The sequence below is a fragment of the Tropicimonas marinistellae genome, from assembly GCF_001509585.1.
GTDB classification, from domain to species: Bacteria; Pseudomonadota; Alphaproteobacteria; order Rhodobacterales; family Rhodobacteraceae; genus Tropicimonas; species Tropicimonas marinistellae.
On the sequence record NZ_LNCI01000002.1, the window covers coordinates 575,243 to 600,484 of the forward strand.

Annotated in this window: 20 protein-coding genes; 15 read left to right on the forward strand and 5 right to left on the reverse strand. The window is 66.7% G+C overall.

What is annotated here, in order from left to right; genetic code table 11:
• Positions 1–2: 2 nt before the first annotated feature.
• From ARC39_RS05930 to ARC39_RS05945, 4 genes are all read left to right on the forward strand, one after another.
• Positions 3–3,089: a methyl-accepting chemotaxis protein gene (locus tag ARC39_RS05930; protein WP_068111442.1), complete on the forward strand. Its 3,087-nt coding sequence runs from the start codon at positions 3–5 to the stop codon at positions 3,087–3,089.
• A gap of 62 nt (positions 3,090–3,151) precedes the next feature.
• Positions 3,152–4,177 (forward strand): protein-glutamate methylesterase/protein-glutamine glutaminase, encoded by a 1,026-nt coding sequence (locus ARC39_RS05935; protein WP_149866323.1) that lies wholly within the window; start codon positions 3,152–3,154, stop codon positions 4,175–4,177.
• Positions 4,177–4,701 carry a chemotaxis protein CheD gene (locus ARC39_RS05940; RefSeq protein WP_068111448.1) on the forward strand — a complete coding sequence of 175 codons (525 nt, stop codon included), beginning with the start codon at positions 4,177–4,179 and terminating at the stop codon, positions 4,699–4,701. Before ARC39_RS05935 ends, ARC39_RS05940 begins: the two co-directional genes overlap by 1 nt.
• Positions 4,702–5,537: 836 nt before the next feature.
• A complete protein-coding gene (locus tag ARC39_RS05945) occupies positions 5,538–6,428 on the forward strand; it encodes a 2-hydroxyacid dehydrogenase (protein ID WP_149866335.1) in 891 nt (296 codons plus the stop codon).
• A gap of 43 nt (positions 6,429–6,471) precedes the next feature.
• On the opposite strand, the gene galK is transcribed toward ARC39_RS05945, so the two are convergent.
• Together galK and ARC39_RS05955 are read right to left on the reverse strand one after the other, a co-directional pair.
• Positions 6,472–7,572: a galactokinase gene (galK, locus tag ARC39_RS05950; RefSeq protein WP_068111453.1), complete on the reverse strand. Its 1,101-nt coding sequence runs from the start codon at positions 7,570–7,572 to the stop codon at positions 6,472–6,474.
• The gene (locus ARC39_RS05955; protein WP_149866324.1) at positions 7,569–8,639 is read right to left on the reverse strand and encodes a UDP-glucose--hexose-1-phosphate uridylyltransferase; all 1,071 of its coding nucleotides are present in this window, start codon (positions 8,637–8,639) and stop codon (positions 7,569–7,571) included. The genes galK and ARC39_RS05955 overlap by 4 nt, the downstream gene beginning before the upstream one ends.
• 382 nt (positions 8,640–9,021) lie before the next feature.
• Between ARC39_RS05955 and ARC39_RS05960 the strand changes: the two genes are divergently transcribed.
• Positions 9,022–9,246, forward strand: a complete 225-nt coding sequence (locus tag ARC39_RS05960) for a hypothetical protein (RefSeq protein ID WP_201455720.1) — start codon at positions 9,022–9,024, stop codon at positions 9,244–9,246.
• A gap of 8 nt (positions 9,247–9,254) precedes the next feature.
• Here the strand turns inward: ARC39_RS05960 and ARC39_RS05965 are convergent, their stop codons facing one another.
• From ARC39_RS05965 to ARC39_RS05975, 3 genes are all read right to left on the reverse strand, one after another.
• Complete coding sequence (locus ARC39_RS05965; protein WP_068111456.1) at positions 9,255–10,448, reverse strand: PQQ-dependent sugar dehydrogenase; 1,194 nt, start codon at positions 10,446–10,448, stop codon at positions 9,255–9,257.
• Between the two features lie 109 nt (positions 10,449–10,557).
• Entirely contained in the window at positions 10,558–12,549 is a 1,992-nt protein-coding gene (locus tag ARC39_RS05970) for a multiheme c-type cytochrome (RefSeq protein WP_068111459.1), read from the reverse strand.
• Positions 12,550–12,631: 82 nt separating this feature from the next.
• Positions 12,632–13,342: a Crp/Fnr family transcriptional regulator gene (locus tag ARC39_RS05975; RefSeq protein ID WP_068111462.1), complete on the reverse strand. Its 711-nt coding sequence runs from the start codon at positions 13,340–13,342 to the stop codon at positions 12,632–12,634.
• Positions 13,343–13,589: 247 nt separating this feature from the next.
• Here ARC39_RS05975 and ARC39_RS05980 point away from each other — a divergent pair, with 247 nt between their 5' ends.
• The 10 genes from ARC39_RS05980 to tsaA all read left to right on the forward strand — a co-directional run bounded on the left by ARC39_RS05980 (position 13,590) and on the right by tsaA (position 24,797).
• Positions 13,590–15,167 (forward strand): arylsulfatase, encoded by a 1,578-nt coding sequence (locus ARC39_RS05980; RefSeq protein WP_068111718.1) that lies wholly within the window; start codon positions 13,590–13,592, stop codon positions 15,165–15,167.
• Between the two features lie 139 nt (positions 15,168–15,306).
• A complete protein-coding gene (locus ARC39_RS05985; RefSeq protein ID WP_149866325.1) occupies positions 15,307–16,866 on the forward strand; it encodes an arylsulfatase in 1,560 nt (519 codons plus the stop codon).
• A gap of 110 nt (positions 16,867–16,976) precedes the next feature.
• Entirely contained in the window at positions 16,977–17,915 is a 939-nt protein-coding gene (locus ARC39_RS05990; protein WP_068111464.1) for an HAD family hydrolase, read from the forward strand.
• A gap of 61 nt (positions 17,916–17,976) precedes the next feature.
• Entirely contained in the window at positions 17,977–18,963 is a 987-nt protein-coding gene (locus tag ARC39_RS05995; protein ID WP_068111467.1) for an AAA family ATPase, read from the forward strand.
• A gap of 10 nt (positions 18,964–18,973) precedes the next feature.
• Complete coding sequence (locus tag ARC39_RS06000; protein ID WP_068111472.1) at positions 18,974–19,900, forward strand: DUF58 domain-containing protein; 927 nt, start codon at positions 18,974–18,976, stop codon at positions 19,898–19,900.
• Positions 19,900–20,382, forward strand: coding sequence for a DUF4381 domain-containing protein (locus ARC39_RS06005; RefSeq protein ID WP_068111475.1), 483 nt, complete (start codon positions 19,900–19,902; stop codon positions 20,380–20,382). The genes ARC39_RS06000 and ARC39_RS06005 overlap by 1 nt, the downstream gene beginning before the upstream one ends.
• The gene (locus tag ARC39_RS06010; RefSeq protein WP_068111478.1) at positions 20,379–21,362 is read left to right on the forward strand and encodes a vWA domain-containing protein; all 984 of its coding nucleotides are present in this window, start codon (positions 20,379–20,381) and stop codon (positions 21,360–21,362) included. The genes ARC39_RS06005 and ARC39_RS06010 overlap by 4 nt, the downstream gene beginning before the upstream one ends.
• Positions 21,359–22,906, forward strand: coding sequence for a VWA domain-containing protein (locus ARC39_RS06015; protein WP_068111481.1), 1,548 nt, complete (start codon positions 21,359–21,361; stop codon positions 22,904–22,906). Before ARC39_RS06010 ends, ARC39_RS06015 begins: the two co-directional genes overlap by 4 nt.
• Complete coding sequence (locus ARC39_RS06020) at positions 22,903–24,210, forward strand: BatD family protein (protein ID WP_068111485.1); 1,308 nt, start codon at positions 22,903–22,905, stop codon at positions 24,208–24,210. The genes ARC39_RS06015 and ARC39_RS06020 overlap by 4 nt, the downstream gene beginning before the upstream one ends.
• Positions 24,211–24,290: 80 nt before the next feature.
• Positions 24,291–24,797 (forward strand): tRNA (N6-threonylcarbamoyladenosine(37)-N6)-methyltransferase TrmO, encoded by a 507-nt coding sequence (gene tsaA, locus ARC39_RS06025; RefSeq protein WP_068111488.1) that lies wholly within the window; start codon positions 24,291–24,293, stop codon positions 24,795–24,797.
• The last annotated feature ends 445 nt before the right edge of the window (positions 24,798–25,242 follow it).

Here is a 25,242-nt window from a genome sequence, read left to right on the forward strand (position 1 = left end):
TCATGGGATTACTGCGTAACGTCCGGCTATCGATCAAACTGCCGTTGATCATGGCATTCCTCGCCTGGGCCGCAATTGCGGTTACGGCCGTTCTGGGCTGGCTCGACATGCGAAGCCAGTCGGTTTCCCAGGCGACCTCGCAGCTTCGTTTCGCGACGACTGCGCGCGCGACGGATTTCGAGACCTTTCTCAGGGACACCGCGCTCGACATCGAGATGCAGGCGGAGCTTCCCACGACGCAGAAGGCCCTGACGTCGCTGGGCCTTGGATTTCGGTACATCGACAAGGCGGACCCGGCCGGGGCGGTACGCAGGCTCTACATCGAAGACAATCCGAACGCGGCCGCGAGGCGCGAGGATCTCGCCGATGCCGGAGACGGATCCCAGTACTCGACCAACCATGCGAAATATCATGGTTTTTTTCTGGAGCATGCACAGCGCAACGGGTTGCACGACGTGTATCTGATCGATCCCGAGGGCAATGTGGTCTACTCCATGAAGAAGGCGGATGACTTCGGCACGAATGTCGCCGGCAATCCGGACGCCGCGGGCCTCGGGATGGCTTTTGCCGACGCGATGGCAAGCGGAGCGGGCACGGTGGTCTTCTCGGACTTCGAACCCTATGCGCCGGCAGGAGACGCCCGCGTTGCCTTCGCGGCGCAAGCCTTGTCCGGGCCGAACGGGAGCCCGCTCGGTGTTCTCGCGGCGCAGGTTCCGATCGCGCCGGTCGATGCGATCATGAACGCGTCGGAAGGATTGCCCGAGCACACCGAGATATACCTTGTCGGGGCAGACAAGGTTCTGCGCAGCGACCTGCGCGAGGCGAACCGCCGGACACCGTCGTCGGCGAGAATCGATTCCCCGGCGGCCGCATCGGGGATGAAGGGACGGACCGGGACCGTCGAGCAGACATCGGTTGCCGGTGTTCCGGCTCTGGCGGCCTACGACCACGTGGCGTTTTCGGGCAATACATGGGCCGTCGTCGGTGAGGAACCGCTCGACGTGCTCTATGCCGCGTCCTGGGCCTACATCTACGATGTCGCCTTGAAGACCACGGGCCTGCTGGTGGTGATCTGCGCGATCGCCTGGCTGTTTTCGCGCGGGATTTCGCAACCGCTGCGGCGGGTGCAGTCGACGATGGCCGCGGTCAGCGGCGGAAACCTGGATCTCGATGTTCCGGACCTTCGCCGCAAGGACGAGGTTGGCGATATCGCGCGCACGCTGGAGGAGTTCCGGATTGCGCTTGTCGCCGCGCGCGAGGCGGAACAGGACAATTTCCGGAAGAGTGCCGCGCTCGATGGTTCTTCGGCCGCGATCATGATGGTCGGGCGCGACAGGCGCATCCTGTTCGTCAACAACACGTTGCAGCGGACCCTCGCGGCGCATGTGGAGCACCTTCGGGCGGTCGCTGCGGATTTCGCCCCCGACGGGCTCGTGGGACAGTCGGTCGGGCTGTTCCAGACGGATCCGGACAACCCCGACGAGATCCTTGGCGATCCGGAGTCGCTGCCGACCACGGTCGAACTGGAGGTTGGCGATACGCGGTTCGCGTTGAACGTGAGTGCCATCGCCGACGTGGACGGCGCGTTTCTCGGCTATGTCGTCGAGTGGCAGGACGTTACGCAGATCCGGCTGCAAAATGCGCTGATGTCGGCGATCGAAAACCACTTCGTTACGGCGCAAACAGCGCCCGACGGACGCGTGCTCATGGCAAACGACAACTTTGTCGCCTGTCTCCAACGCTCGATGGAGGAACTGGCCGGTTCCAGCGTCTTTGACCTTGTCAGCAGCGATGGCAGTGGCGCCATGGAGGCGTCGCAGATGCTGGCGGTTCTTGAAGGCGGCCAGCCGGTCAACGGCACGTTCCGCGTGCAGACGCAGAGCGGTGACGCGCGCTGGCTGGAGGGCGGTTTCAACCCGGTGCTCGATCGCGACGGGACGCCCATGCGGTATCTGTTCATGGCCTCCGACACCACGGAATCGGTCGCGGACCTCCGCCAGGCCGAGGACGCGCGCTCGCGGATGGAGGAGGCGCAGTCGCACGTCGTCGATTCCCTGCGGATCGGATTGAACGGGCTTGCCGACGGCGACCTTACCGTGGCGCTCGACGAGGTGTTCGCGGCCGACTACGACCAGCTCCGGCTCGATTTCAATCGCTCGGTGTCGCACCTGAGGGAGGCAATGGCGCAGGTCGTTGCAAATGCGGATTCGATTCGGGGCGAGGCCAACGAAATCAACTCCGCGGCCGAGGATCTGTCGCGCCGCACGGAAAAGCAGGCGGCGACGCTGGAGCAGACCGCCGCCGCGCTGGACGAATTGACGTCGAGCGTGCGCAGCGCGGCGGATGGCGCATCGCTGGCGAACACTGTCGTGGAGGAGGCGCGCGAGAACGCCGAGAAGAGCGGTGAGATCGTCCAGCAGGCCGTTCACGCAATGGGCGAGATCTCGTCGTCCTCCGAACAGATCTCCAAGATCATTGGCGTGATCGACGATATCGCGTTCCAGACCAACCTGCTCGCGCTCAACGCCGGCGTCGAAGCCGCGCGTGCCGGGGAGGCCGGGCGTGGATTCGCCGTCGTGGCGTCCGAAGTGCGGGCCTTGGCACAGCGCTCGTCCGCGGCGGCCCGCGAAATCGCGGACCTGATCTCGGCCAGCGGCGAGAACGTCGGGCGCGGCGTCGATCTTGTGGGACAGACGGGCGAGGCGCTCGCCGGGATCGTTCAGACCGTGACCGGAATCGCCGGCCACGTGTCGGAAATCGCGGTTTCGGCGCAGCAGCAGTCCACCGGCCTTGCCGAGATCAACACGGCGGTGAATCAGCTCGACCAGGTGACGCAGCAGAATGCGGCGATGTTCGAGGAGACAACCGCCGCCAGCACGGCGCTGACACGCGAAGCGCGGGTTCTGACGGAGACCATGGCTCGGTTCAGGACAGGCAGCGCTCCGGTCGCGAAGCCCGTTTCGGCGCCAGCGCAGGTCGCCACGCCGGCGCCGCGTCCGGCCGATGTTCCGGTTCCCCGGGCTGCCGCCAACACGGCGCTTGCGGCCCCCGCGCCGGTCGAGGCGGACGACGACTGGGAAGAATTCTAGCCCAACCGGTCTGACCTCCGGCCCGTGACCCGGGCCGGACACCGAAATTCGGAGCCATGCATATGAAGAAACGCGTCGTGATTGTGGACGATTCAGCAACAATGCGGGGAATTATTCGGCAATGTCTGCAGATGGACGGGCGATTTGACGTCGTGGGGGAGGCGTCCGAACCCTATCAGGCGCGGGAGATCATTCGGGCCACCAACCCCGATGTCCTGACGCTGGATGTGGAGATGCCGCGGATGGACGGGATCACGTTCCTCGAAAAGCTCATGCGGCTCCGGCCGATGCCGGTGGTCATGCTTTCGACCGAGACGCATCGTGGCAGCGACGCGGCCATCGAGGCGCTGTCGCTCGGAGCCGTCGATTGCATCGGCAAGCCGCGCGCGGGGTCACGGGAAACGCTTCACGACCTGGCGGAGCGCGTGTTCGTCGCGGCCAGTGCCCAGGTGCCCGGGCGCACGCCGCGCCCGGTGCCGTCCGGCGAGGCGTTCCAGTGGAATGGCAAGATCGTCCTGATCGGAGCCTCCACCGGCGGCGTCGACGCGCTGGAACGCGTTCTTGGAGAGATGCCGAGAAACGCCCCGCCGGTCCTTGTTGCGCAGCACATGCCGGCCAGCTTCCTGGAGAGCTTCGCGGAGCGGCTGTCCAAGCGGATTTCGCCGAACGTGGCGCTTGCGCGCGACGGTGAGGAGATCCGGCAGGGCGAGGTGCGGATCGCGCCGGGCGGGGACTCCCATCTCGTGGTGTCGATGCGCGGCGAACGGCCCTGGTGCCGGCTCGAGCCAGGGGAGAAATGCAATGGGCACCGTCCCTCCGTCGATGTGCTCTTCCGCTCCGCCGTGCCGGTTGCGCCGCAGGTCGTCTGCGTGATCCTGACCGGGATGGGGCGCGACGGTGCGGAGGGCATGCGCGAACTCCACGACGCGGGCGCGCGCACGATCGGGCAAGACCGGCAAAGCTGCGTGGTCTACGGGATGCCGCGCGTGGCAGCGGAACTGGGAGCGGTGCGTATCACCGAACCCCTGGACGGCGTCGCATCGGCAATTCTCAAGGAGGCCGGTCGCGGTCAATGGAAGGGACGTTGATGGGCCAGCCAGGGCAGACGTTTCATATCGGTCAGGGCGAACTGGCGGTGTCTGCCGACGAGGGCGCGATGCTGACAGCGGTTCTCGGGTCCTGCGTGGCGGCATGCATCTGGGACCCCGACAGGGGCGTCGGCGGCATGAACCATATCCTGCTGCCCGAAGGTAAGGACAACGACATGCGCCGGAAACTCTATGGGACCAACGCCATGGAACTGCTGATCAACCGCCTGCTCCAGAATGGTGCCGAGCGGCGCAACCTCAGGGCGAAACTCTTCGGCGGCGCCCGCATGATCGCGGGTCTCAGCGATATCGGGGCGCGGAACAGCCAGTTCGTCCGGGAGTTCTGCCAGCGCGAGGAGATCTCGGTTGCCGCGATGAGCCTCGGGGGAACGGATGCGCGGCGGATACAGTTCTGGCCACGCAGCGGAAAGGTGCGCCAGCGGGTGATGACCGAAGCGCCGGTTCGCGTCGTTGCACCGACGCCGAAGATCCCAGCGCCGGCCTCCGACGTTGAGCTCTTCTGACCCCCGCCGACCCGCACCGCCCGCGTATCGCGCCATGGCGCGGCCTCAAAAGGCACGTTTGCGGTGTGCAGGCGGGCGGTTCGGCGAGGCCGTCGTCATCCGGCAAACCCCACGGCTCGACGAATCCGTCTGATGCGCGGGGCGTCGCGGTGCTTGCACCGGTGTCGCCGCCGTGCGGTTCGCCGAGCGACTGTGCTCCAGTTGCCAGCATCGGTGTGCATTCTCCTAGCGAGGGGCGCTGGTTGGACTGTCACCGGCATCTGGAACGGGCTGGCCGTCGCCGCGTGCTCGCTGGGTGGGCGTATTGGCGCCTGAAGCCGCGCGGCTGGGGTGGTGGCCCTCGTCGTCCGACAAACCCAATGGACCGTCAATTCCGTCTGATGCGCGGGGCGTCGCGGTGGTTGCACCGGTGTCGCCGCCGTGTGGCTCGCCGAACGACCGTGTTCCAGTTGTCAGCATCGGCGTGCATGCTCCCGGCGCGGGGGTGCCGGTTGGATTGTCACGCGCATTCGGATCGGGCTGGCTGTCGTCGGGTGGTCAATGGGTGGGCGCATTGGCGCCAGAGTTCGCGCGGCTCGGGCGCGGGTCTGTGTGAATCCGGCGACTTCGCGTGTCGTGCGCCTTTGCGCGGCGGCCGCGTTCGCGACAGATCCCGGATGAAAAAAACATTTCGGATCGGATGGTTGCGCCGGGCGGTGCACGGGTGTTCAACGCTATCGAATGGGAGTAGGACGTCTCCCGGCGGCCTGACCTGGCCCCCACTTGCGAAGGAGAAGCGCGTGCCCCAACCCTTGCTGATTGCCATAGGTCGTTTCCGGCAAGTCGATGTCGCGGCGATGGAGGCGGCCTTTGACCTGCGGCTCCTGCCGCATTGTCGCGACCTCGCCGGTCTCGATGCATCGACGCGGGCGGCGGCGGAAGCGGTTGCCTATTCCAGCCACGACCCCATAGGTACGGCCGAAATGGACAGCCTGCCATCGCTCCGGCTCATTGCGCACTACGGCGCAGGCTACGATTCCGTCGATGTGGCCGCGGCGTCGGACCGTGGAATCCGCGTGACGAATACTCCGGACGTGCTGAACGACGACGTGGCCGACCTGGCAATCTCGCTGTTCGTCATGCAGGCGCGCAACCTGGCCGCCGCGGACGACTGGGTACGATCGGGGGCATGGGGCGAGAAAGGCGCGATGCCGCTTACCAGGAGCGCGAGCGGGCGACGCGTCGGGATCTGCGGTCTCGGCCGCATCGGCCGCGAGATTGCCGACCGGCTGGCGGCAATGAAATGCGATATTCACTACCACTCCCGCGCGCCCAAGCCTGTCCCGGCGTCCTGGCAATTCCACGCGGATCCGGTTTCGCTCGCGGAGGCGGTCGACGCGCTCTTCGTGGTTCTGGTGGGGGGCAAGCAGACCGAGGGCTACGTCTCCCGGCAGGTTATCGACGCACTTGGTCCGGACGGCGTCTTGATCAATGTTTCGCGCGGCACGACGGTGGATGAAACGGCGATGATCGAGGCGTTGCAGAGCGGCCGGCTCGGGGGCGCCGCGCTCGATGTCTTTCTGAATGAACCGACGATCGACCCGCGGTTTTCGGCGCTGCAGAACGTGCTGCTCTTTCCCCACATCGGCTCGGCCACCGAGCAGACCCGCAATGCCATGGGGCAGTTGCAGCGCGACAATCTTACCGCGTATTTCGAGGGCCGCCCGTTGCTGACCCCGGTGAACTGATCCCGGCGTTCCGGCGCCGCCGGTGACCCGGCGCCGCTTGCAGTCAGGTGATTGCCAGCACGCGTGCATCCGGGAAACGGGCCGTCACGGCCTCTCCGAACGTCGCTACATTTGCATCCGGCACGAGCGCGACAACGGCGCCGCCCCAACCGCCGCCGGTTTGCCGTGCGCCGAGCGCGCCGAACTCAAGCGCCATGGCGGCGAGCGCGTCCGTTTCCGGCACGGTAATCTCGAAGTCGTCGCGTTCCGAGGCGTGGCTGTCGATCATCAGCTGCGCGAAGGCAGGCGCGTCGCCATTCTTGAGCGCAGCCAACCCGTCGCGCGCGCGCTGGTTGTCGGTGATCACGTGGCGCGCCCGCCGTTCCAGCACCGGAGACAGGCCGGTCAGCCGGTCGAGGTCGTCTGTGCCCAGATCGCTCAGCATCTCCACACCGAGCGCGTCGCAGGCGGCAGCGCACTCGGCAACACGGGTTGCATAGCCGTCCTCGGTCAACTGGTGGCTGACCCCGGAATGGACGACGACGAAACGGTGGCCCGGAAGGGCCGGGGCGGGTGCATGTTCGAGGGTGCGGGTGTCGAGAAACAGCGCTTCGCCGGGTTTGCCGACCGAGACGGCGAATTGATCCATGATCCCGCAGGGCATGCCGACGAAGCCGTTCTCGACGGCCCGTGCCCTGACCGCGATGTCGACCGCCGACATGGGCCTCTGGAAGAGGGTGCTTGCCGCACGCAGGCAGGCCACTTCCAAGGCCGCTGAACTCGACAGTCCCGCGCCCATGGGCAATGTCGTGATCAGCGCGATGCGCGCCCCCGTTTCGGCAACGTCCGCCTCCGCGACGGATTTCAGGCTGCCGAGCACGTAGTCAGACCATCTGCCTGCGGCGCTTTCATCGATCCGCCGCGTTTCGGCGTCGTGGAAAGTATCGGAATAGGCGGTGAGCACGCCGGGCTCCGGCCCGCGCCCGATGGCGATACCGACGCCGAGCCCGCGCAACGCCATGGGAAGCACCGCGCCGCCGTTGTAGTCGGTGTGTTCGCCCAGCAGGTTCACGCGGCCGGGTGCCGAGGTCGCAACCTCCGGCGCGGTGCCGAAATACGCCTCGTAGGCATCGGCGACGCGGGTGGAAAGTGCCTCGTCGCTCATGTGGCGCTCCCATTGCCGGCCGCGGCCTGCGACCGGGCCTTGTAGTGAATGTCGGACAGGGCGCCGAGGCGCGCGGCGGCGCTTTCGGCGGTGAGGTCCCGCTGGGCCTCGGCCAGCATTTCGTAGCCGACCATGAACTTACGAACCGTGGCCGAGCGCAACAGCGGCGGATAGAAATGCGCGTGTAGCTGCCAATGGTCGTAGGCACCGTCCCGCGTCGGGGCGCCGTGCCAGCCCATCGTGTAGGGGAATTCGGTCTCGAAGAGGTTGTCGTAGCGGGTACAGAGCCGCTTGAGCACGTCCGCGAGCGCGTCCCGCTCGGCCGGCGCGAGATCGGGCAGGCGGAGCACGTGGCGGCGGGGCAGGACCAGTGTTTCGAACGGCCAGATCGCCCACCAGGGGACGACGGCCAGCCAGTGCTCGTTCTCGACGACGACACGTTCACCGCGTTCGGCCTCCGCCGCCGCGTATTCCACCAGCAGGACGCGCCCGGTTTGTTCCAGGTGGCGCTTCTGGTGGGTATCCTCCGCCACCACCTCGTTGGGCAGGAAGTCCGACGCCCAGATCTGGCCGTGGGGATGCGGCTGCGAACAGCCCATGACCGCGCCCTTGTTCTCGAAGACGGCGACCCAGTCCCAGGTCGCGCCAAGCTCTTCGATCTGCCCGGCCCAGGTGTCCACGACCTGGCGGATGGAGGCGACGGGCAGTTCCGGCAGGGTCAGGTCGTGCCGCTCGGAAAAGCACATGACGCGGGCCGTGCCCCGCACGTTGGCGGCGCGAAACAGCGGGTCATCGTCGGTCGCGCCGACGGGGCCGTCCGCCAGAAGGGCGGGGAAATCGTTGTCGAAGACCCACGGGCCCGTGTAGTCGGCGTTCACGGCGCCGCTGTTGCGGGTATTGCCGGCGCAGAGGTAGCAGGACGGGTCGTACTGCGGTTTCGTCTCGTGCGTCGTTTCTTCCTGCTGGCCCTGCCACGGGCGCTGGCTGCGATGTGGCGAGACGAGTACCCATTCGCCCGTGAGCGGGTTGTAGCGGCGGTGCGGCGCGGCGGCGGACTCCGGGTCCATGGCGAACATCCTATGCGTGCTTCGATGCGCGGCGCGGCGCATCTGTTCGGGGGAGGCGATGCGGATTCCGCGGGTCGATCCCGGACCCGGTGAGCGCATGGCGCGGTTTCATTTTCTTGTCCTGTTCCCCCTTCGCGCCCGCACCGTCCCCGGCGGCTGTTCACAAGCCGGTCCGGAGGGCGCGCCATCCCCTGCGCCGGAGGGGGTAACGATCCCTCGGCGGGTAGCATAGGGTCTGAACCCGTTCAAGGTGGGTGACCATTTGTCCGTTCAGGTGAGCCCGTGCCGCCGCGCGGACCGCTTAGGGCTGGACGTTGGCGCCATGGGCAGGCAGAGAAAGCGGAACGCGACGTGGCACATTCATAAGGATCGTGATCGCCCCATGAAACTGCTCGACCGGGATCACCCGTTCTTCGCCCCGCTCTGGCGGCGCATCGCTATCGTGGCGTTCACGCTGGGCTGGGCCGTTCTGGAATTCTGGGCCGGTTCGGACATCTGGGGGATGATCTGCTTCGGGATCGCGTTCTACTGCTTCTACGAGTTCTTCGTCTATTTCGAACCCAAGGATCCGAACGATCCGCCGCCGGACGATCCGGACGCTTCCTGAGCCGGCGCTCAGCCGTCGGGCGTCAGCCGGACAAGCGATCCGTTATTCGCGTCGATCAGGATGATCACCGACCCGTCGGCGGCAACGTCGACGTCGCGCACCCGGCCGCGCCCCTCCTGGTATCGCGCCTCGCCGGTGACGCGCCCGTCTTCCAGCGTGAGCCGCACGAGCGCCTGGCTTGCCAGGCCGCCGATCAGCAGCGAGCCGCGCCAGTCCGGGAAGAGCGCGCCGTCATAGAAGGCCATGCCGCTGGGGGCGATCACCGGGTCCCAGTAGTAGACGGGCTGTTCCATCCCCTCCCGGGCGGTACTGCCGCTGCCGATGGGTTGACCCGAGTATTCCTCGCCGTAGGAGATCACCGGCCAGCCGTAGTTCCGGCCCGGCTGGGGGCGGTTCAACTCGTCGCCGCCCTTCGGCCCGTGTTCGACGGTCCAGAGGGCGCCATCGGGAGCGATGGCGGCGGCCTGGATATTGCGGTGCCCGTAGGACCAGATCTCCGGCAGGCCGCGCGAGATCCGGGGATTTCCCGGTGCCGCGCCGCCGCCGGGCGAGATGCGCAGTACCTTTCCCAGATGCGTCCCGACATCCTGCGCCGATTCGCGGGGGCCGTAGCGGTCACCGGTCGTGACGAAGAGCGCGCCCGTGGGGTCGAAGACGAGCCGCGAGCCGAAATGCGCGCCGGAGGCAACCGCCGGTTGCTGCTGGAAGATGACGCTGACGTCCTCCATGCGGCGCGCATCGGGTGAGAGGACACCGGTCGCCACGGCGGTGGCGTTCTCGCGTCCGCCGCGCGGTTCGGCATAGCTCCACCAGACACGGCGGCTGGTCGCGAAATCCGGCGCGACCGTCACGTCGAGCAGTCCGCCCTGCCGGCGGGCGTCGACCTCGGGCAGACCGTCGATCGGGCGGGACTTCCGCCCGTCGGGCGTGACGATCCGCATGCGACCCGGGCGTTCCGTGACGATCCAGCTCCCGTCCGGAAGCTGATCCACGCCCCAGGGATGGCGCAGGCCGTCGGCGATGACCTCGCGCCGGAGTGCCGGTTCCGCCGGGATCACCGGCGCGCGTGTCTGGCCCGCAATGGCCGGGCTCTGCCGTTCTGCATTGGGCGGTGCGGCGTTGAAATCCTGCGCGGTGGCAGCGGCGGAGACGGCGAAGAGTGCAAAGCCAACGGCGAGGGCACGGCGAAACGCGAGTGTCATGGGCGGTCTCCGGAAGGTCATGTCACAGCAAAAGATGGGGCGGCGCGGGGCGATGTCCAAGGGTGGCCCAGCGACGGCGGGGCGGCGCCCGCCGAATGCGGCCGGGTCGTCAGGGGAATTGCGCGGCCAATGCCGCCAACCCCGGGTCGTCCGGTACGTTTCTGAGCGCTCTGTCGAGGCTTTTGCGGGCGCCGGCCTCGTCGCCCATGGCCGCCTTCAGGCGCACGATCATCGACCAGGCGGGGACAAGCTGCGGGTCCATTCGCACCGCTTCGCGGAATGCCGCGAGCGCGCCTTCCGGGTTGCGCGTGGTCAGCGCGATACCACCCAGAACGAGCTGGGTTTCGGGGAAATCCGATGTCGCCGACAGGGAGGCCTGCCATTCTCCCATCGCAGTGTCGAGGGCGGCGGCGTGGCGATCGGGGAGCCGCGCAACCGGGGCCGCAAGCATCTCGCGCGCGGCGGCGATGCGGACGACGCGGGAGGCGTCTTCCAGCCGCGGCAACAGCCGCGTGACCATGTCGGTGGGCGGCGCGGCACGTTGCAACGGTATCGCGTTCGCCCGCACCATCGGGTCGGGGTCTTCCAGCAGCCTGGCCAGTCGCCCGGCCAGTTCGGGGCTGGCCTCAGGCAACAGCAGTTCGAGCGCCGTGGCGCGGACGATTGCGGGAAGGCTGGCGGCCTCGGCGATATCTGCGAGGTTTTCGCTTGCGTCGGGCAGGCCCTGCTGCGCGGCGGCGAAGGCGGTGGCGAAATGCGGGCCGCGGTGCGCCGAGTCTGGGAACCGCTTCTCCAACTCCTCCTGCGCCCAGTAGGGACCTTCGGCGGCGTGGCAATCCGTACAGGCGTTCGGCGCACCGGTGGCGATGCTCAGGTCCGGGCGCGGCACGCGGAAGGAATGGTCGTGCCGGCCGTCGATGCCCATGTAGACGCGTTCGATCATGTGGCAGGAGACGCATTGCGCGCCGTCGCTGTCGACCGGGTGGAAATGGTGGTCCGGCGTGTCGTACTCCGCGAGCTTCAACGACGGGAAATCGGGGTTGCCGGCCGGGGAGTGGCAGGTCAGGCAGACCCCGTTGCCCTCTGCATGGTGCTCGGCACTGTGGACATCGTGGCAATCGGAGCAGGTCACGCCCTTTTCGTACATTTTCGATTGCAGGAAGGAGCCGTAGACATAGACCTCGTCACGGATTTGCCCGTCGGCGTGGTAGAGCGGCGCGCGCAGGGTGGAGAGCCGATAGGATTCGTGGAACGGCGTGCCCGGAACCGGTGTGCCGTCCAGCAACGGACCGCGCCGCGCGTGGCAGGACGCGCATTGCTGGATTTCCGTTTCCGGATCGCCGCGGCTGAAGTCGATGGTGAGGCCCATCGCGCTCATGCCCGGGGCGGGTGAATAGTTCCCCCCGGACTCTTCCATCGCGGCCCATTCCAGATGCGCCGAGCCGGGGCCGTGGCAGGCTTCGCAGCCCACGCCGATCTCGCTGTAGGTGCTGGCATATCTTCGTTCAGCGGTGTCGTAGTTGCGGGTGTAATCCGTGGCGTGGCATTCGGCGCAGCGCGAATTCCAGGTCTTGTAGGGGCCGGTCCAGTGGAACCCGTCGCCCGGGGGCAGGTGGTCGTCGGGATACATGTGGTACCAGCGCTTCTCCACGGTGTCCCACGGGATGTCGAAGCTCTGTTGGCGGCCCGGTTCGGTTTCGACGAAATATTGCTGGAGCGGCGCAATGCCGATCACGCCGGCGACAGGCCACCGGGTGGGCTGGCCGTCCGCGCCGAGGCTCTCGATATAATAGGTGTCGCCCTCGCGGGTGAACTGCGTGGTCTCCCCGCGGTGGGTGAAGTCCGCATCCGCGAAGTCGCCGAGCACCGTGTCGGGCGTGGGTTCCGTCCAGGCAAGGTCGTGGTGCGAGCCTGTCCAGTCGTCGGTCTCGGCGGCGTGGCAGTCGAAACAGGAGTCGCTTCCAACGTAGGTCGGGCTTTCGGCGTCGCCGGTCTCCGGGGCCGCATCGGACTGCTGCCCGCTGGCGACGGTGGCCAGGGTCAGAAGGACGGCAAGACTGCCCAAGAACGCGGCTCCGAGCCGCGATCCGTCACGTGCCATGAATGCCCCCTCGCTTGCGTTCGCACCACCATACCGCGCAGAGGCGGGAGGTGGCCAGCGTCGCGCGCGCGAATGGCGTCGATTAGAACCGCGCGTGTTCCGCCAGCGCCAGTCGGTCCAGGGTCCGCAACCGGCCATAGCCGACCTCGACCAGACCCGCATCGGTCAGACGGCGCAATACGCGCTGCACGGTCGGCAGGGAAACCGCCGTCAACAGCGCCAGGTCCTCCTGAGACACCCGGATCCAGCCGTCGGACTTGCCGGCCTGCTCGTCGAGCAGAAGCAGGCGTTGCACGATTCGGGGCTCCGATTTGCTCACCGCGAGGTTGGCCAGCAGGCGCAGCGCTGTCGCCATGTTCGCATGGGTCAGCGCGTAGAGGTGCTCGATCCACTCCGGGTTGGCCCGGACAATGGCCCGCAGCCGGTCGGCGGCGACGAAGAAGGTCGAGACATCGCCGCGCGCCGTCAGTCCGACAAGCCGGGTCGCGTTCGAAAACAGGGCAAGGTCGCCGATCCAGAAGCCCGGTTCGGCCTGGTGCATGAGGATGGACTCGCCATGGTCGCCGGGAATCTCGATCTGGATCGTGCCGGAGACGAGACCGTGGAGCCCGTCGGGCGGGTCGCCCACGGCGTAAATCGTCTCGTTGTCTTCGAATCGGACGGGGCGTCCGGCGGCCAGGATTTCCCGTCTGAAGGCGGGCGGGCAGGTCGAAAGCCAGCCGCGCGCCAGAAACGGGGCAACGGGGCCGGTTGTTTCGCATATCGAACCAAAATCATCGGGTAATGTGCTCATATGATGGGATTAGTTCGAATCCCGCAGGCTATCAAGCGCGCGGACAGCGGCCGAAAATCATATGCAGGAGAAACCGCTAGGGGCGCGCCGCGCCCGGTCCGCCGCCAATAGGGAGATATTGCGTACTTGTCGTGTGTTGTATCGGTGCTACGCTCCTCCGAGGCATTTGTTGGTGTGTTTTTTCGCGTTTGTTTGCGACGTGAACAGGGAGAACAAATCCATGACTTTGAAAACGTCCGCCTGGACGATGCGGAGCGTTGCCGTCGCTGGCACGTTCCTTCTCAGTGCTGGTCTTGCCGCCGCGCAGGACGACAAGCCGAACATTCTCGTCATCTGGGGCGACGACGTCGGCCAGTCCAACATCTCGGCCTACACGATGGGGCTGATGGGCTATCGCACGCCAAATATCGACCGGATCGCCGACGAAGGCATGATCTTCACCGATTATTACGGGGAGCAATCCTGCACCGCCGGCCGGTCTTCGTTCATCATGGGCCAGTCGGTGTTCCGTACCGGGCTCTCCAAGGTCGGACTGCCCGGCGCTGAGGAAGGCATGCAGGTCGAGGATCCGACCATTGCCGGATTGTTGAAGGCCGAGGGCTATGCCACCGGCCAGTTCGGCAAGAACCACCTCGGTGACCGTGACGAGCATCTGCCCACCAACCACGGGTTCGACGAGTTCTTCGGCAATCTCTATCACCTGAACGCCGAGGAAGAGCCGGAGAACGAGGATTACCCGGGTGACATGGTCTTGCCCGACGGTTCCACGTTCCGCGAGAACTTCGGACCGCGCGGCGTGATCAAGTCCTCCGCTGACGGCGCCATCGAGGATACCGGTCCTCTGACGAAGAAGCGCATGGAAACCGTGGACGACGAGACCGTTGCCGCGGCCATCGACTTCATCGAGCGTCAGGAAGCTGCCAACACGCCCTGGTTCGTGTGGTGGTCGGGCACGCGCATGCATTTCCGGACCCATGTGAAGGAAGAGATGCGCCAGCAGGCGAACGAGATCGTCGGCAAGTCCGTGGACGAATACACCGCCGGCATGATCGAACACGACATGCACATCGGCCAGTTCCTCGACAAGCTGGACGAGATGGGCATCGCCGACAACACGATCGTCTTCTACTCGACCGATAACGGCCCGCACATGAATACCTGGCCGGACGCCGCGATGACGCCGTTTTGGGGCGAGAAGAACACCCAGTGGGAAGGCGGCTGGCGCGTGCCGGCGGTGGTCCGCTGGCCCGGAAAGATCGCCGAGGGCGAAGTGGTCAACGAAATCGTCCATCACATGGACTGGCTGCCGACATTCCTGGCCGCTGCCGGGAACGACACGGTCAAGGAAGACCTGCTCAGCGGCATCACCGTCGCGGAGGTCGGCGGAGGCCGCGACTACCGCGTGCATCTCGACGGCTACAACATCCTGCCGCTGCTGACCGGCGAGACGGACGCGAGCCCGCGCAACGAGATCTTCTACTTCACCGATGACGGTGATCTGGCCGCGTTGCGCTACCGGGACTGGAAAATCACCTTCCTGGAGCAAAAGGCGTGGAGCACGTTCCGTGCCTGGATGGAGCCGCTGACGCCGCTGCGCGTGCCGCTCATCACCAACATCCGCCGCGATCCCTATGAACGCGCCTATCGCACGTCGAACACCTATTACGACTGGATGATCGACCGTGCCTACATGCTGGTGCCTGCGCAGGCCTACGTGGCGCAGTTCCTTGAGACGTTCAAGGAATACCCGCCGCGGCAGGAAGCGGCCTCCTTCAGCCTCGACAAGGTGATGGAGAAGCTGTCTCAACCGGGCGGCGCGCAATAGTCTAAGCGTCTGTACGCGCCCCCGCCCATATTCGCGGGGGCGCGAGCTTATTTCGTGGTCGTGTTACGAAGCATTTCGCACAAATGCATTGTCTTCGTTCGCAGCATCGAAAAGCGAACTTTCAACCTGGAGAAATCATATGCGCTATCGCGGAACGATAACGATGAAAGGGCTCGTCGCGACGGCTGCGCTCTCCATCGCAGCGGGCTGGGCCACGGCTCAGGAAAGCGACCTGCCGAACTTCCTCATTATCTGGGGCGATGACATCGGTCAGTTCAACACCTCCGCCTACAACCACGGCATGATGGGGTACAGGACGCCCAACATCGATCGCCTGGCCAAGGAAGGCGCGCTGTTCACGGATTGGTACGGGCAACAAAGCTGTACCGCCGGCCGCGCCGCCTTCGTCACTGGCCAGTCGCCGATCCGCACGGGTCTGACCAAGGTCGGCCTGCCCGGTGCCCCAGAGGGCATGATGGTGGAAGACCCCACCGTCGCGGGCCTCTTGAAGCCGCTCGGCTACATGACTGGCCAGTTCGGCAAGAACCACCTGGGCGACCGGGACGAGATGCTGCCGACGAACCACGGGTTCGACGAGTTCTTCGGCAACCTCTATCACCTCAATGCCGAGGAAGAGCCGGAGAACCCCGACTATCCCCAGAGCCCGGAGTTCCGGGAGAATTTCGGGCCGCGCGGCGTGATCAAATCTTCCGCCGACGGAGCAATCGAGGATACCGGGCCGCTGACACGCAAGCGTATGGAGACGGTGGACGACGAGACCACCGCGGCGGCGCTCGACTTCATCGACCGCGCGCACGCGCAGGGCAAGCCGTTCTTCGTGTGGTGGAATTCCACGCGCATGCACATCTTCACCCATCTCCCCGAGGAATGGGACGGCAAGACCGGATACGGCATCTATGCCGACGGCATGCAGCAGCACGACATGCACGTGGGCCAGTTGCTCGACAAGATCGACGAGCTTGGCCTCACCGACAACACCATCGTGATGTACTCCACCGACAACGGTGCGGAGACTTTCACCTGGCCCGATGGCGGCACCACGATGTTCAAGGGCGAGAAGAACACGCAGTGGGAAGGTGGCTTCCGCGTGCCCACGATGATCCGCTGGCCGGGCATGATCGAGCCGGGCACCGTCGTCAACGAGATGGCCGCGCACGAAGACATGCTTCCGACGATGCTGGCCGCGGCCGGCGAGCCCGACATCAAGGCGAAGCTTCTGGAAGGCGGCGTGCAGGCCATCGGCCGCGAATACAACGTTCACCTGGACGGCTACGACCTTGGCCCGGCGCTGCGCGGCGAGGCGGAGTGGCCGCGTCACGAGTTCATCTACTGGACGGACGACGGGTCCGTTGCGGCCTTGCGCTACGACGATTGGAAGGTCACCTTCCTCAAGCAGCCGGAGCATGGCTACAAGGTCTGGACAACGGCCTTCGAGGTGCTGCGCGCGCCGTCGCTCACCAACCTGCGGATGGACCCGTTCGAGCGGGCCGAGGAAGAGGACGCCATGGGCTACCAGCGCTGGTGGGTGGAGCGCATGTTCGCGATTGCGCCGGCGTCGGCCTATGTGGCCGAGTGGCTGGCAAGCTTTCAGGAGTTTCCACCACGCCAGAAACCCGGCAGCTTCAACCTCGACAACGTGATGGAGCAGATGAGCAAGGGGTCGCAGGGGAACCAGTGATCCCTCAATTCGGGACTTGGCCGGGTCATGCCGGCCTTGTCCAAACATGCCCCCGCAGATGAACGAGGTCCAAGGTGTTAAAATCTATACATTTCTCCGGCGTTCTGCTGATGGCGGCCAGTCCGCTTCTCGCCGATCCGCTGCCCTCCTGGAACGCGGGCGAGACCAAGTCCGCGATCATTTCCTTCGTCGAAACCGTCACCGACCCGGCCTCCGGCGACTACGTGACACCAGCGGACCGGATCGCTGTCTTTGACAACGATGGCACGCTCTGGGCCGAGCAGCCGGCCTATTTCCAGCTGTTCTTCGCGATCGATCAGGTCGCGAAGATGGGAGAGGCAGACCCGGCGGCGCTGAGCTCCGACGCGCTCAAGGCGGCGGCGGCCCGGGATATCGAGGCGCTGCTGGCGACCGGAAAGGACGGGTTGCTTGAAGTGCTGGCGGCGGCGCATTCCGGCATGAGCGTGGCCGACTTCAAGGCCAATGTTGCCGAATGGCTCGATACGGCCACGCACCCGACGACGGGAAGGCCATACGATTCAATGCTCTACCAGCCGATGTTGGAGTTGCTGCGATACCTGCGGGACGAAGGATTCGCGACCTACATCGTCTCGGGCGGCGGCATCGATTTCATCCGCGTGTTCTCGGAGGACGCCTATAACATCCCGACGAGCCAGGTCGTTGGGTCGTCGCTGGTGTCCGAATACGTCGCCGAGGGGACGCCGATGCTGATGAAGCAGCCCGACCTCTTCTTCAACGACGACAAGGCGGGCAAGCCGGTGGCGATCAACCACCATATCGGCAAGCGCCCGATCTTTGCCGGCGGCAATTCGGACGGCGATTTCCAGATGCTGGAATGGACCACGTCGGGCGAGGGGCCGTCCTTCGGCCTTTACGTGCATCATACGGACGGTGAGCGCGAGTGGGCCTACGACCGCGAGGGTCACATCGGCGTGCTCAACCGCGGGCTCGACGAAGGCGACGCGCGCGGCTGGTATTTTGCCGATATGGCAAGGGATTGGGCGGTGATCTTCCCGGCGGAAGAGTGATGCGCCAGCCCGCCGGTCCGGCGCGCGCCCGGCTTGCGTCGCGCAGAATGGAGGAGGTTTCATGACCGCACGTGAGCAGATCATCGCCCTGCAGGAACGCATGGGCCTGTCCATCATCGGCCAGCGCGAGGTGATCGAACGGCTGGTGATCGGCCTTCTGGCCAACGGCAACCTGTTGATCGAGGGTCTGCCGGGGCTCGCCAAGACGCGCGCGGTAAAGGCGATGGCGAAGAACCTGGAGGCGGATTTCTCCCGTATCCAGTTCACGCCGGACCTGCTGCCGTCGGATGTCACCGGAACGGAGGTCTATCACCAGTCGGGCGGCGCCTCGGAATTCCGCTTCGAGCAGGGACCGATCTTCGCCAATATCGTGCTGGCCGACGAGATCAACCGTGCGCCGGCGAAGGTGCAGGCGGCGCTCCTTGAGGCGATGGAGGAGCGGCAGGTGACGGTTTCCGGCACCACCCACAAGATGCCGCCCTTGTTCATCGTCATGGCCACCCAGAACCCGATTGAGCAGGAAGGGACCTATCCGTTGCCCGAGGCGCAGATGGACCGGTTCCTGATGCATGTGCAGATCACCTATCCGCCGGTGGAGGACGAGGTGGAGGTGATCCGGCTGGTGCGCGGCGAGGAACAGGCCGCCGCCGGAACAAGCAACGGCGGCGGCGCGCCGGAGCCCGCGATCATCCCGCAGCAGGCGGTGTTCGACGCGCGCGCCGAGATCGGGCAGATCCATGTCTCCGACGCCATGGATCGCTACATGGCCGACCTCGTGCAGACGACACGGACACCGGCGGCGCTTTCGGAGGATCTGGCGCGCTGGATCGAGGTGGGCGCGAGCCCGCGCGGCAGCCTGGCGCTGGACAAGTGTTCGCGGGCGCATGCCTGGCTGAACGGGCGGGACTACGTGGACCCCGACGACGTGCGCGCCATTGTCCACGACGTGTTCCGCCACCGGATCGCGCTCAGTTACGAGGCCCAGGGCGACGGGATCTCCGCCGACCGGCTGATCGACGAGGTCGTGACACTCACGGCGTTGCCCTGAGGCCCGGCGCATGGTGCCCGATCCGCGTATCCACACCGATCTGGACCATCTGCGGCGGCTCGCCGGCGCGGCGCGGCAAGTGACGTTCCTGCCGCGCCAGCCGGCGCGCTCGGCGCTCAACGGGCGCCATGCCTCGCGGCTCCGGGGGCGGGGGCTCGATTTCGAGGAATTGCGGGGCTACCAGATCGGCGACGACCCCCGCACCATCGACTGGAAGGTGACCGCGCGGGCCGGGGAGCCCTACGTCCGCGTCTTCACCGAGGAACGCGACCGCCCGGCGCTGCTGCTGGTGGATCAGCGCATGTCGATGTTTTTCGGGACGGTACTCAACATGAAATCGGTGACCGCCGCCGAGGCGGCCGCCCTTGCCGCGCACCGTATCCGAAAACAGGGCGACCGGGTCGGCGGCATCGTCTTTGGTGACGACCGCATTGCCGAGCTGCGCCCGAAATCCGGCGATGCCGCACTCAACCGGCTGCTGGCGGCGATTGCGCGGGCCAATTGCGCGCTCCATGCCGAACTGGACGTGGCGCAACCGCAACCGTTCAACACGCCGTTGGAGGCGGCCGCCCGGATCGCGACAACCGGGATGATGATCCTCGTCTTCAGCGATTTCGACGAGGCGGACGACCGGACGGAAAAACTCGTCCAGCGGCTCGCACGCCACAACGACGTGATCCTCTTTCCAATCGCCGACCCCACCGGGCTGACCTTGCCGGAGGATTTCCGCTTCGTCGCCTCCGACGGACAGCTGCAAGTGGAACTCGACGCGCGTGCGGACGAAACCCGGATCGGCATCGAAAGCGTGGTGGGCCGGCGCATGGGCCGGGTGATGGAGTGGACCCGCAAGTACGGTATCCCGGTGCTGCCATTGTCGTCCGGGCAACCGACGTTGCCACAGATACGGGGCCTGATGGGGCTTCCGGGGGGGCGCTGATGGCGGATCTGCCCCAAACCGATGGCAAGAACCTGGTCGAGCTGCTCGATATGCTCAAGCCGATCCCGGAACCCGCGCCCATTTCCATGTGGCCGGCCACCGGCGGCTGGATCTGGCTCGGTCTCGCGTTGGCCCTGCTCATCGGTTGGATCGCGTGGCGGCGGTGGCGGCACTGGCAGGCCAATGCCTACCGGCGCGCGGCCCTGGCGGAACTGCAGGCGTCGGGAGACGATCCGGCCGAGATTGCCGCCATCCTGCGGCGCACCGCGCTGGTCGCCTATCCCCGGCGCGACGTGGCCTCCCTTACCGGCGGCGATTGGATCGCCTTTCTCAGGGAACGTTGCCCGGATATGGGCATCGATTCCTCCAGCCGGCGTGCGCTGACGGAGGGTCCCTACAAGCCCCGGTCGCCCGACCCGGCGCTCGGGCTCATCGCCCAGACCTGGGTGCGGCGGCACCGGCCGGAAGGCGCGCGGCGATGACGCTCGCCTTCGCCTTTCCCTGGGCCATCGTCCTGCTGCCCGCGCCCTGGCTGGTCTGGCGGTTCGCGCCGCCATATCGCGAGCGCAGCACGGGAATTCGGATTCCCTTCTTTCGGCAGATCACGCAGGCTGCGGGTCTGGAGCCGAAACCCGGGGCGCAGGTGCTGCGGCGCAGGCGGTTGCAGATGGCGCTGGCGATTGTCGGCTGGGTTCTGCTTGTCATCGGGTTGGCGCGGCCCGAACTGCTAGGCCAGCAGATGGTGGTCGAGAAGTCCGCGCGCGACATGGTGCTGGCGGTAGACCTCTCGGGCTCGATGGACGCCCGAGACATGGCGGTTCCGGATGGGCCGCCGCAACAGCGCTTGCAGGTGGTCAAGGACGTGGTGGGCGACTTCATCGAGGCCCGGCAGGGCGACCGGATCGCGCTGATCGTCTTCGGCACCCGCGCCTTCGTCCAGACCCCTTTCACGGAGGACCTGGACTCCGTCCGCACCCTGCTGGACCGCACGGCGGTCGGCATGGCGGGGCCGGATACGGCCATCGGCGATGCCATCGGCCTCGCGATCCGGACCTTCGAGACGTCTCAGGTGGATCAGCGCCTGCTGGTGCTGCTCTCCGACGGGGCGGACACCTCCAGCCGGATGTCGCCGGTGAATGCCGCCGAGATCGCGGCGCAGGAGGGCGTGCGCATCTATACCATCGGGGTGGGCGACCCGAACGGCTCCGGCGACGACAAGGTGGACCTTGAGGCGCTGGAGGATATTGCCACGCGCGCCGGTGGCGCCTTCTACTACGCCACGGACGGGGCCGGGCTGGAGGCTGTCTACGACGAGATCGAGGCACTGAATCCGCGTCTGACGGAGACCGTCACCTTCCAGCCCAAGCAGCCGCTTGCCTGGGTGGCCTTTGCCAGCGCGGCAGTGATCGTGACGCTTGGACTTGCCTGGCTTGCCGTCACGACGCGCGCACGGGTGGCATGATGGACAGGGTCCTCGACGCCATCGCTGCCTTGCACCTGCTTCGCCCGATCTGGTGCCTGCTCCTACCCGTCGTGGCGTTCATCTGGTGGCGCGTGCGCCGCCGGCAGACCGCGGGAGAGAAGCCGCCCACCGGGATCGCACCGCATCTGGCGGAGGCCCTGACCGTTGGCGCCGGAGGTGCGCGCAGGATCTACGCGATTGACGGGGTCGCGCTGGCGCTCTGCCTGACCATCCTGGCCGCCGCCGGCCCGACATGGAGCCGCGTTCCCAACCCGCTCCTGGCGCAGACCGCACCCCTGGTGGTGGCGCTGAAGGTGAGCGAGTCGATGCAGGCGCCGGATGTGCCGCCCAACCGGCTGGAACGCGCGCGCTTCAAGATACTCGATCTGGTCAACCGCCGCGCCGGCGCCCGCACGGCCCTCATTGCCTATGCCGGGACGGCGCACCGGGTCGCGCCGTTGACCGATGACCCGAATATCCTGCGCGCGATGCTGGAAGCCCTGTCGCCGGAGGTCATGCCGGTGCCCGGTGACAACGCGACCGCCGCGCTCGCCTTCGCACGGGAAGACCTCGCCAGTTCCGAAACGCCCGGCGCGATCCTCTTCGTGCTGGATGCGCTGAACAGCGCGGATGCGGCCGCCTTCGCGGAGACGGATGCGGATGCGGATGGCCCGCCGGTGCTCTTTCTGCAGGTCGCGCCCGAGGGCGATCCGGGCGCGGCATTGTCGCAAATCCCACCCGACCGCGTGATCCGGCTGACCGCGGACGACTCCGATCTGGCGCAGATCGAACGGGCGGCGGAATCCGCGTATCGGGCGGCGCTTCTGGGTGACGAGCGGCTCGACTGGGACGACCGTGGCTGGATGCTCGGCTGGCTGGTCGTGCCGCTCTTCCTGCTGTGGTTCCGCCGTGGCTGGACAATGCGATGGGCGCTGCTGCTGGCGGCCGGGCTGGGGGCGGGGGGCGCGGCGCCCGCGCGCGCCGATCCTGTCGACTGGTTCTTCACCCCGGACCAGCAAGGCATGATGGCCTATCGGAACAAGGATTTCGCGCGTGCGGGCGAGCTTTTCCTCGATCCCATGTGGCGGGCGCAGGCGATGTTCCGCGCCGGGCAATACCCCGCCGCGGCCGATGTCTATGCCCGACTGGATACCGCCGCGGCAGCGTTCGGCGAGGGAATGGCGCGTACCCGGAACCGCGAATACCGCCCCGCCATCGCCGCCTATGAACGGGCGCTCGAATTGCAGCCCGACTTCCCGGAAGCGGCGTGGAACCTGGAGGTGACGAAGGCCATCCTCGACTTCGTGGAGACCGCCCGCGAGCAAAGCGACACCGGCGAGGAGGCCGGGATCGGCGCCGATGACGTGGTCTTCGACAACGAGGCGCAACGCGGCGCGGAGACCCAGAAGGATTACGCGCAGGAGGAAGCGCAGGCGGATTTCCAGACGGCGGACCAGTGGATGCGGTCGGTCGACACCGATATGGGCGATTTCCTACGCCAGCGGTTCCTGCAGGAGAATGCGGCCGGGGAGGCTTCGGAATGAACGGGGTGGTCGTGCGCAGCATCGGGTGTGCATTCGGGCTATGCCTCTGGGCAATGGCGATTGCGCAGGAGGCACCGGTGGACGACGCGCCCTCGGCACCTCTCGTGTCGGCGGAGCTGGAGCCCGCGAGCGTCGTCGTCGGGCAGCCGGCCGTCCTGCGGCTGAAGGTGCTTGTGCCCACGTGGTTGCCGCAGCCGCCGTCCTTTCCGGCGCTGGACCTGCCAAACGTGATCACCCGACTGCCGGAACGCGCCTCGGGACCGATCAGCGAACAGGTCGGCGGGGAGACGTGGTCCGGCGTTTCGCGCGCCTACCGGCTCTATCCGATGGTTCCGGGCCAGATCGCGTTGCCGCCGCAGCAGATCGGCGTCACCTATGCGGACCCGGACACGACGCAACCCGTGACCGCGCAGGTTGCGCTGGATCCGATTGCGCTGACCGCCACCGTTCCGGAGGCCGCCGCCGGGCTCGATCCGATGATCCTCGCCACGGGGCTGTCGCTGGAGCAGAATATCGAGGGCGGAGAGGGTCCGCTGTCCGCCGGCGATGCCGTTGTGCGCAGTGTGACCGCGACCATCGCGGGCACGTCCCCCCTGTTCCTTCCCCCGCTGATCCCCGATCTCAATGCGGAGCCCGTTCAGGCGCATGCCAGGGAGCCCGCCGTCGCGGAACGGGAGGACCGGGGCGTCATGTCAGGCCAGCGCACCGAAACCGTGACCTACGTGGCGCGCTATGGCGGCGTCGTGGACCTTCCGGCGATCTCCGTCGACTGGTTCAACGTCGATACGGGGCAGGTGGAGACGGCGGAAGTCGCCGGGACGACGCTCACCGTGGATGCGCCGTCGCCGCCGCGCGAGCCGCGTCTGACACGTCGCCAGGTGATCGCGCTGGCGCTCGCGGCGGGCGTGCTCGCGGCGGCGGCATGGCTTCTGCGCCGCTTCGCGTGGCCGCCATTGCGCAGCTACCTTTCCGAACGGCGGGCCGCGCGCGAGGCGAGCGAGGCGCATGCTGCCAACGGCGTGCGCCAGGCCATTTCGGCGCACGACCTGCATGGCGTGTTCACCGCACTCGATAGCTGGGACGCGCGGTGTCCCGCCGATGCGGGGAAGGGCACGGACGAGGAACGGCGCCTCGCGGCGGCGCTTCATTCCATCGGTGCGGCGAAATACGGTGGCGCGCCGGGGCCGCGGGATGCCGATTGGACCGCCCTCGACGCGGCCTTCGTCGCGGTCCGGACCGCGCGCGTCCATGGCCCATCAGGGATGGACGGCACGGCGGCCCTGCCGCCGATGAACCCGACTTGACGGCATGCGACCTTCCGCGCGTGGTGCGGCTGGGCGGGAGGCGCCACGCTGTAGCGGCAACTGTCCGCCCGGAGGCGCCCATGACCGTACCCGACGCCCATCTGCCCGCGCTCCGGCCGGGCGAGGAATGCCTGCCCGGCGGCCCCACATTGCAGCCGGAGGCAAGGCTCTGCTTCATCGGCCGGGTGCGCACGCCCTGGGCGCCCGGAGATTGCCCGCGAAACATCGGAGCGGCGCGCGACAGCGGAGAACACGCGCGGATCGAATTGGCCGAGGGATACGCGAAGGCGCTGACGGGCTTGTCGGTTGGCCAGGCGGTGATCGTCATCTACTGGATGGACCGGGCGCGCCGGGACCTGCTGATTCAGGCGCCACGACATGCGGACGGTCCGCGCGGGACATTCGCGCTGCGCTCGCCCAACCGGCCGAACCCGCTGGCGATGTCCACGGTCGAGATACGCGCGATCGACCTCGATGCGGGCATCCTGGAGATCGATGCGCTGGACTGCTTCGACGGCACGCCGATTGTCGACCTGAAGCCCTGGCTTCCGACCATCGATGCGCCTCCCGGAGGCGCGGGTTCGTAGGCCTCAGACATGCCGCCGCGAATCGATTCGGTGGGGGAAAGCGGAAGATTCGCGTACAATTTTGACCGCAGGCGCCGGATTGGTGAGGTTTCGGCGCGTCCCAAACTTGCCGCATTCTCGCCACTTACGTTGACGGACAGGAAACAGATCGGGTCGAGTTCGCGCACACACTGTTCTCGTTGTGGAAACGATGTCCGCGAGTCGGTGCGGCGGTTGCTTGGGCTCGGGCGCGCGCCAGGCGTCTAAAACGACCTGATTACTTGCCACTATCCGAAAAACGCGGTTCGGTGAGCGGTTTTGTGTCGGAAACAATCAATCTTTGGGCGAACTTCTGCCGAGAGGCGCAATTATACACCTTGCCCTTGGTTATGCCCTTGCTCTGCCGCTTTTCGGACATTTTTCCTTCCGTGGATCTCCGGCTGCGGGGTACACTATGACTGTCCGA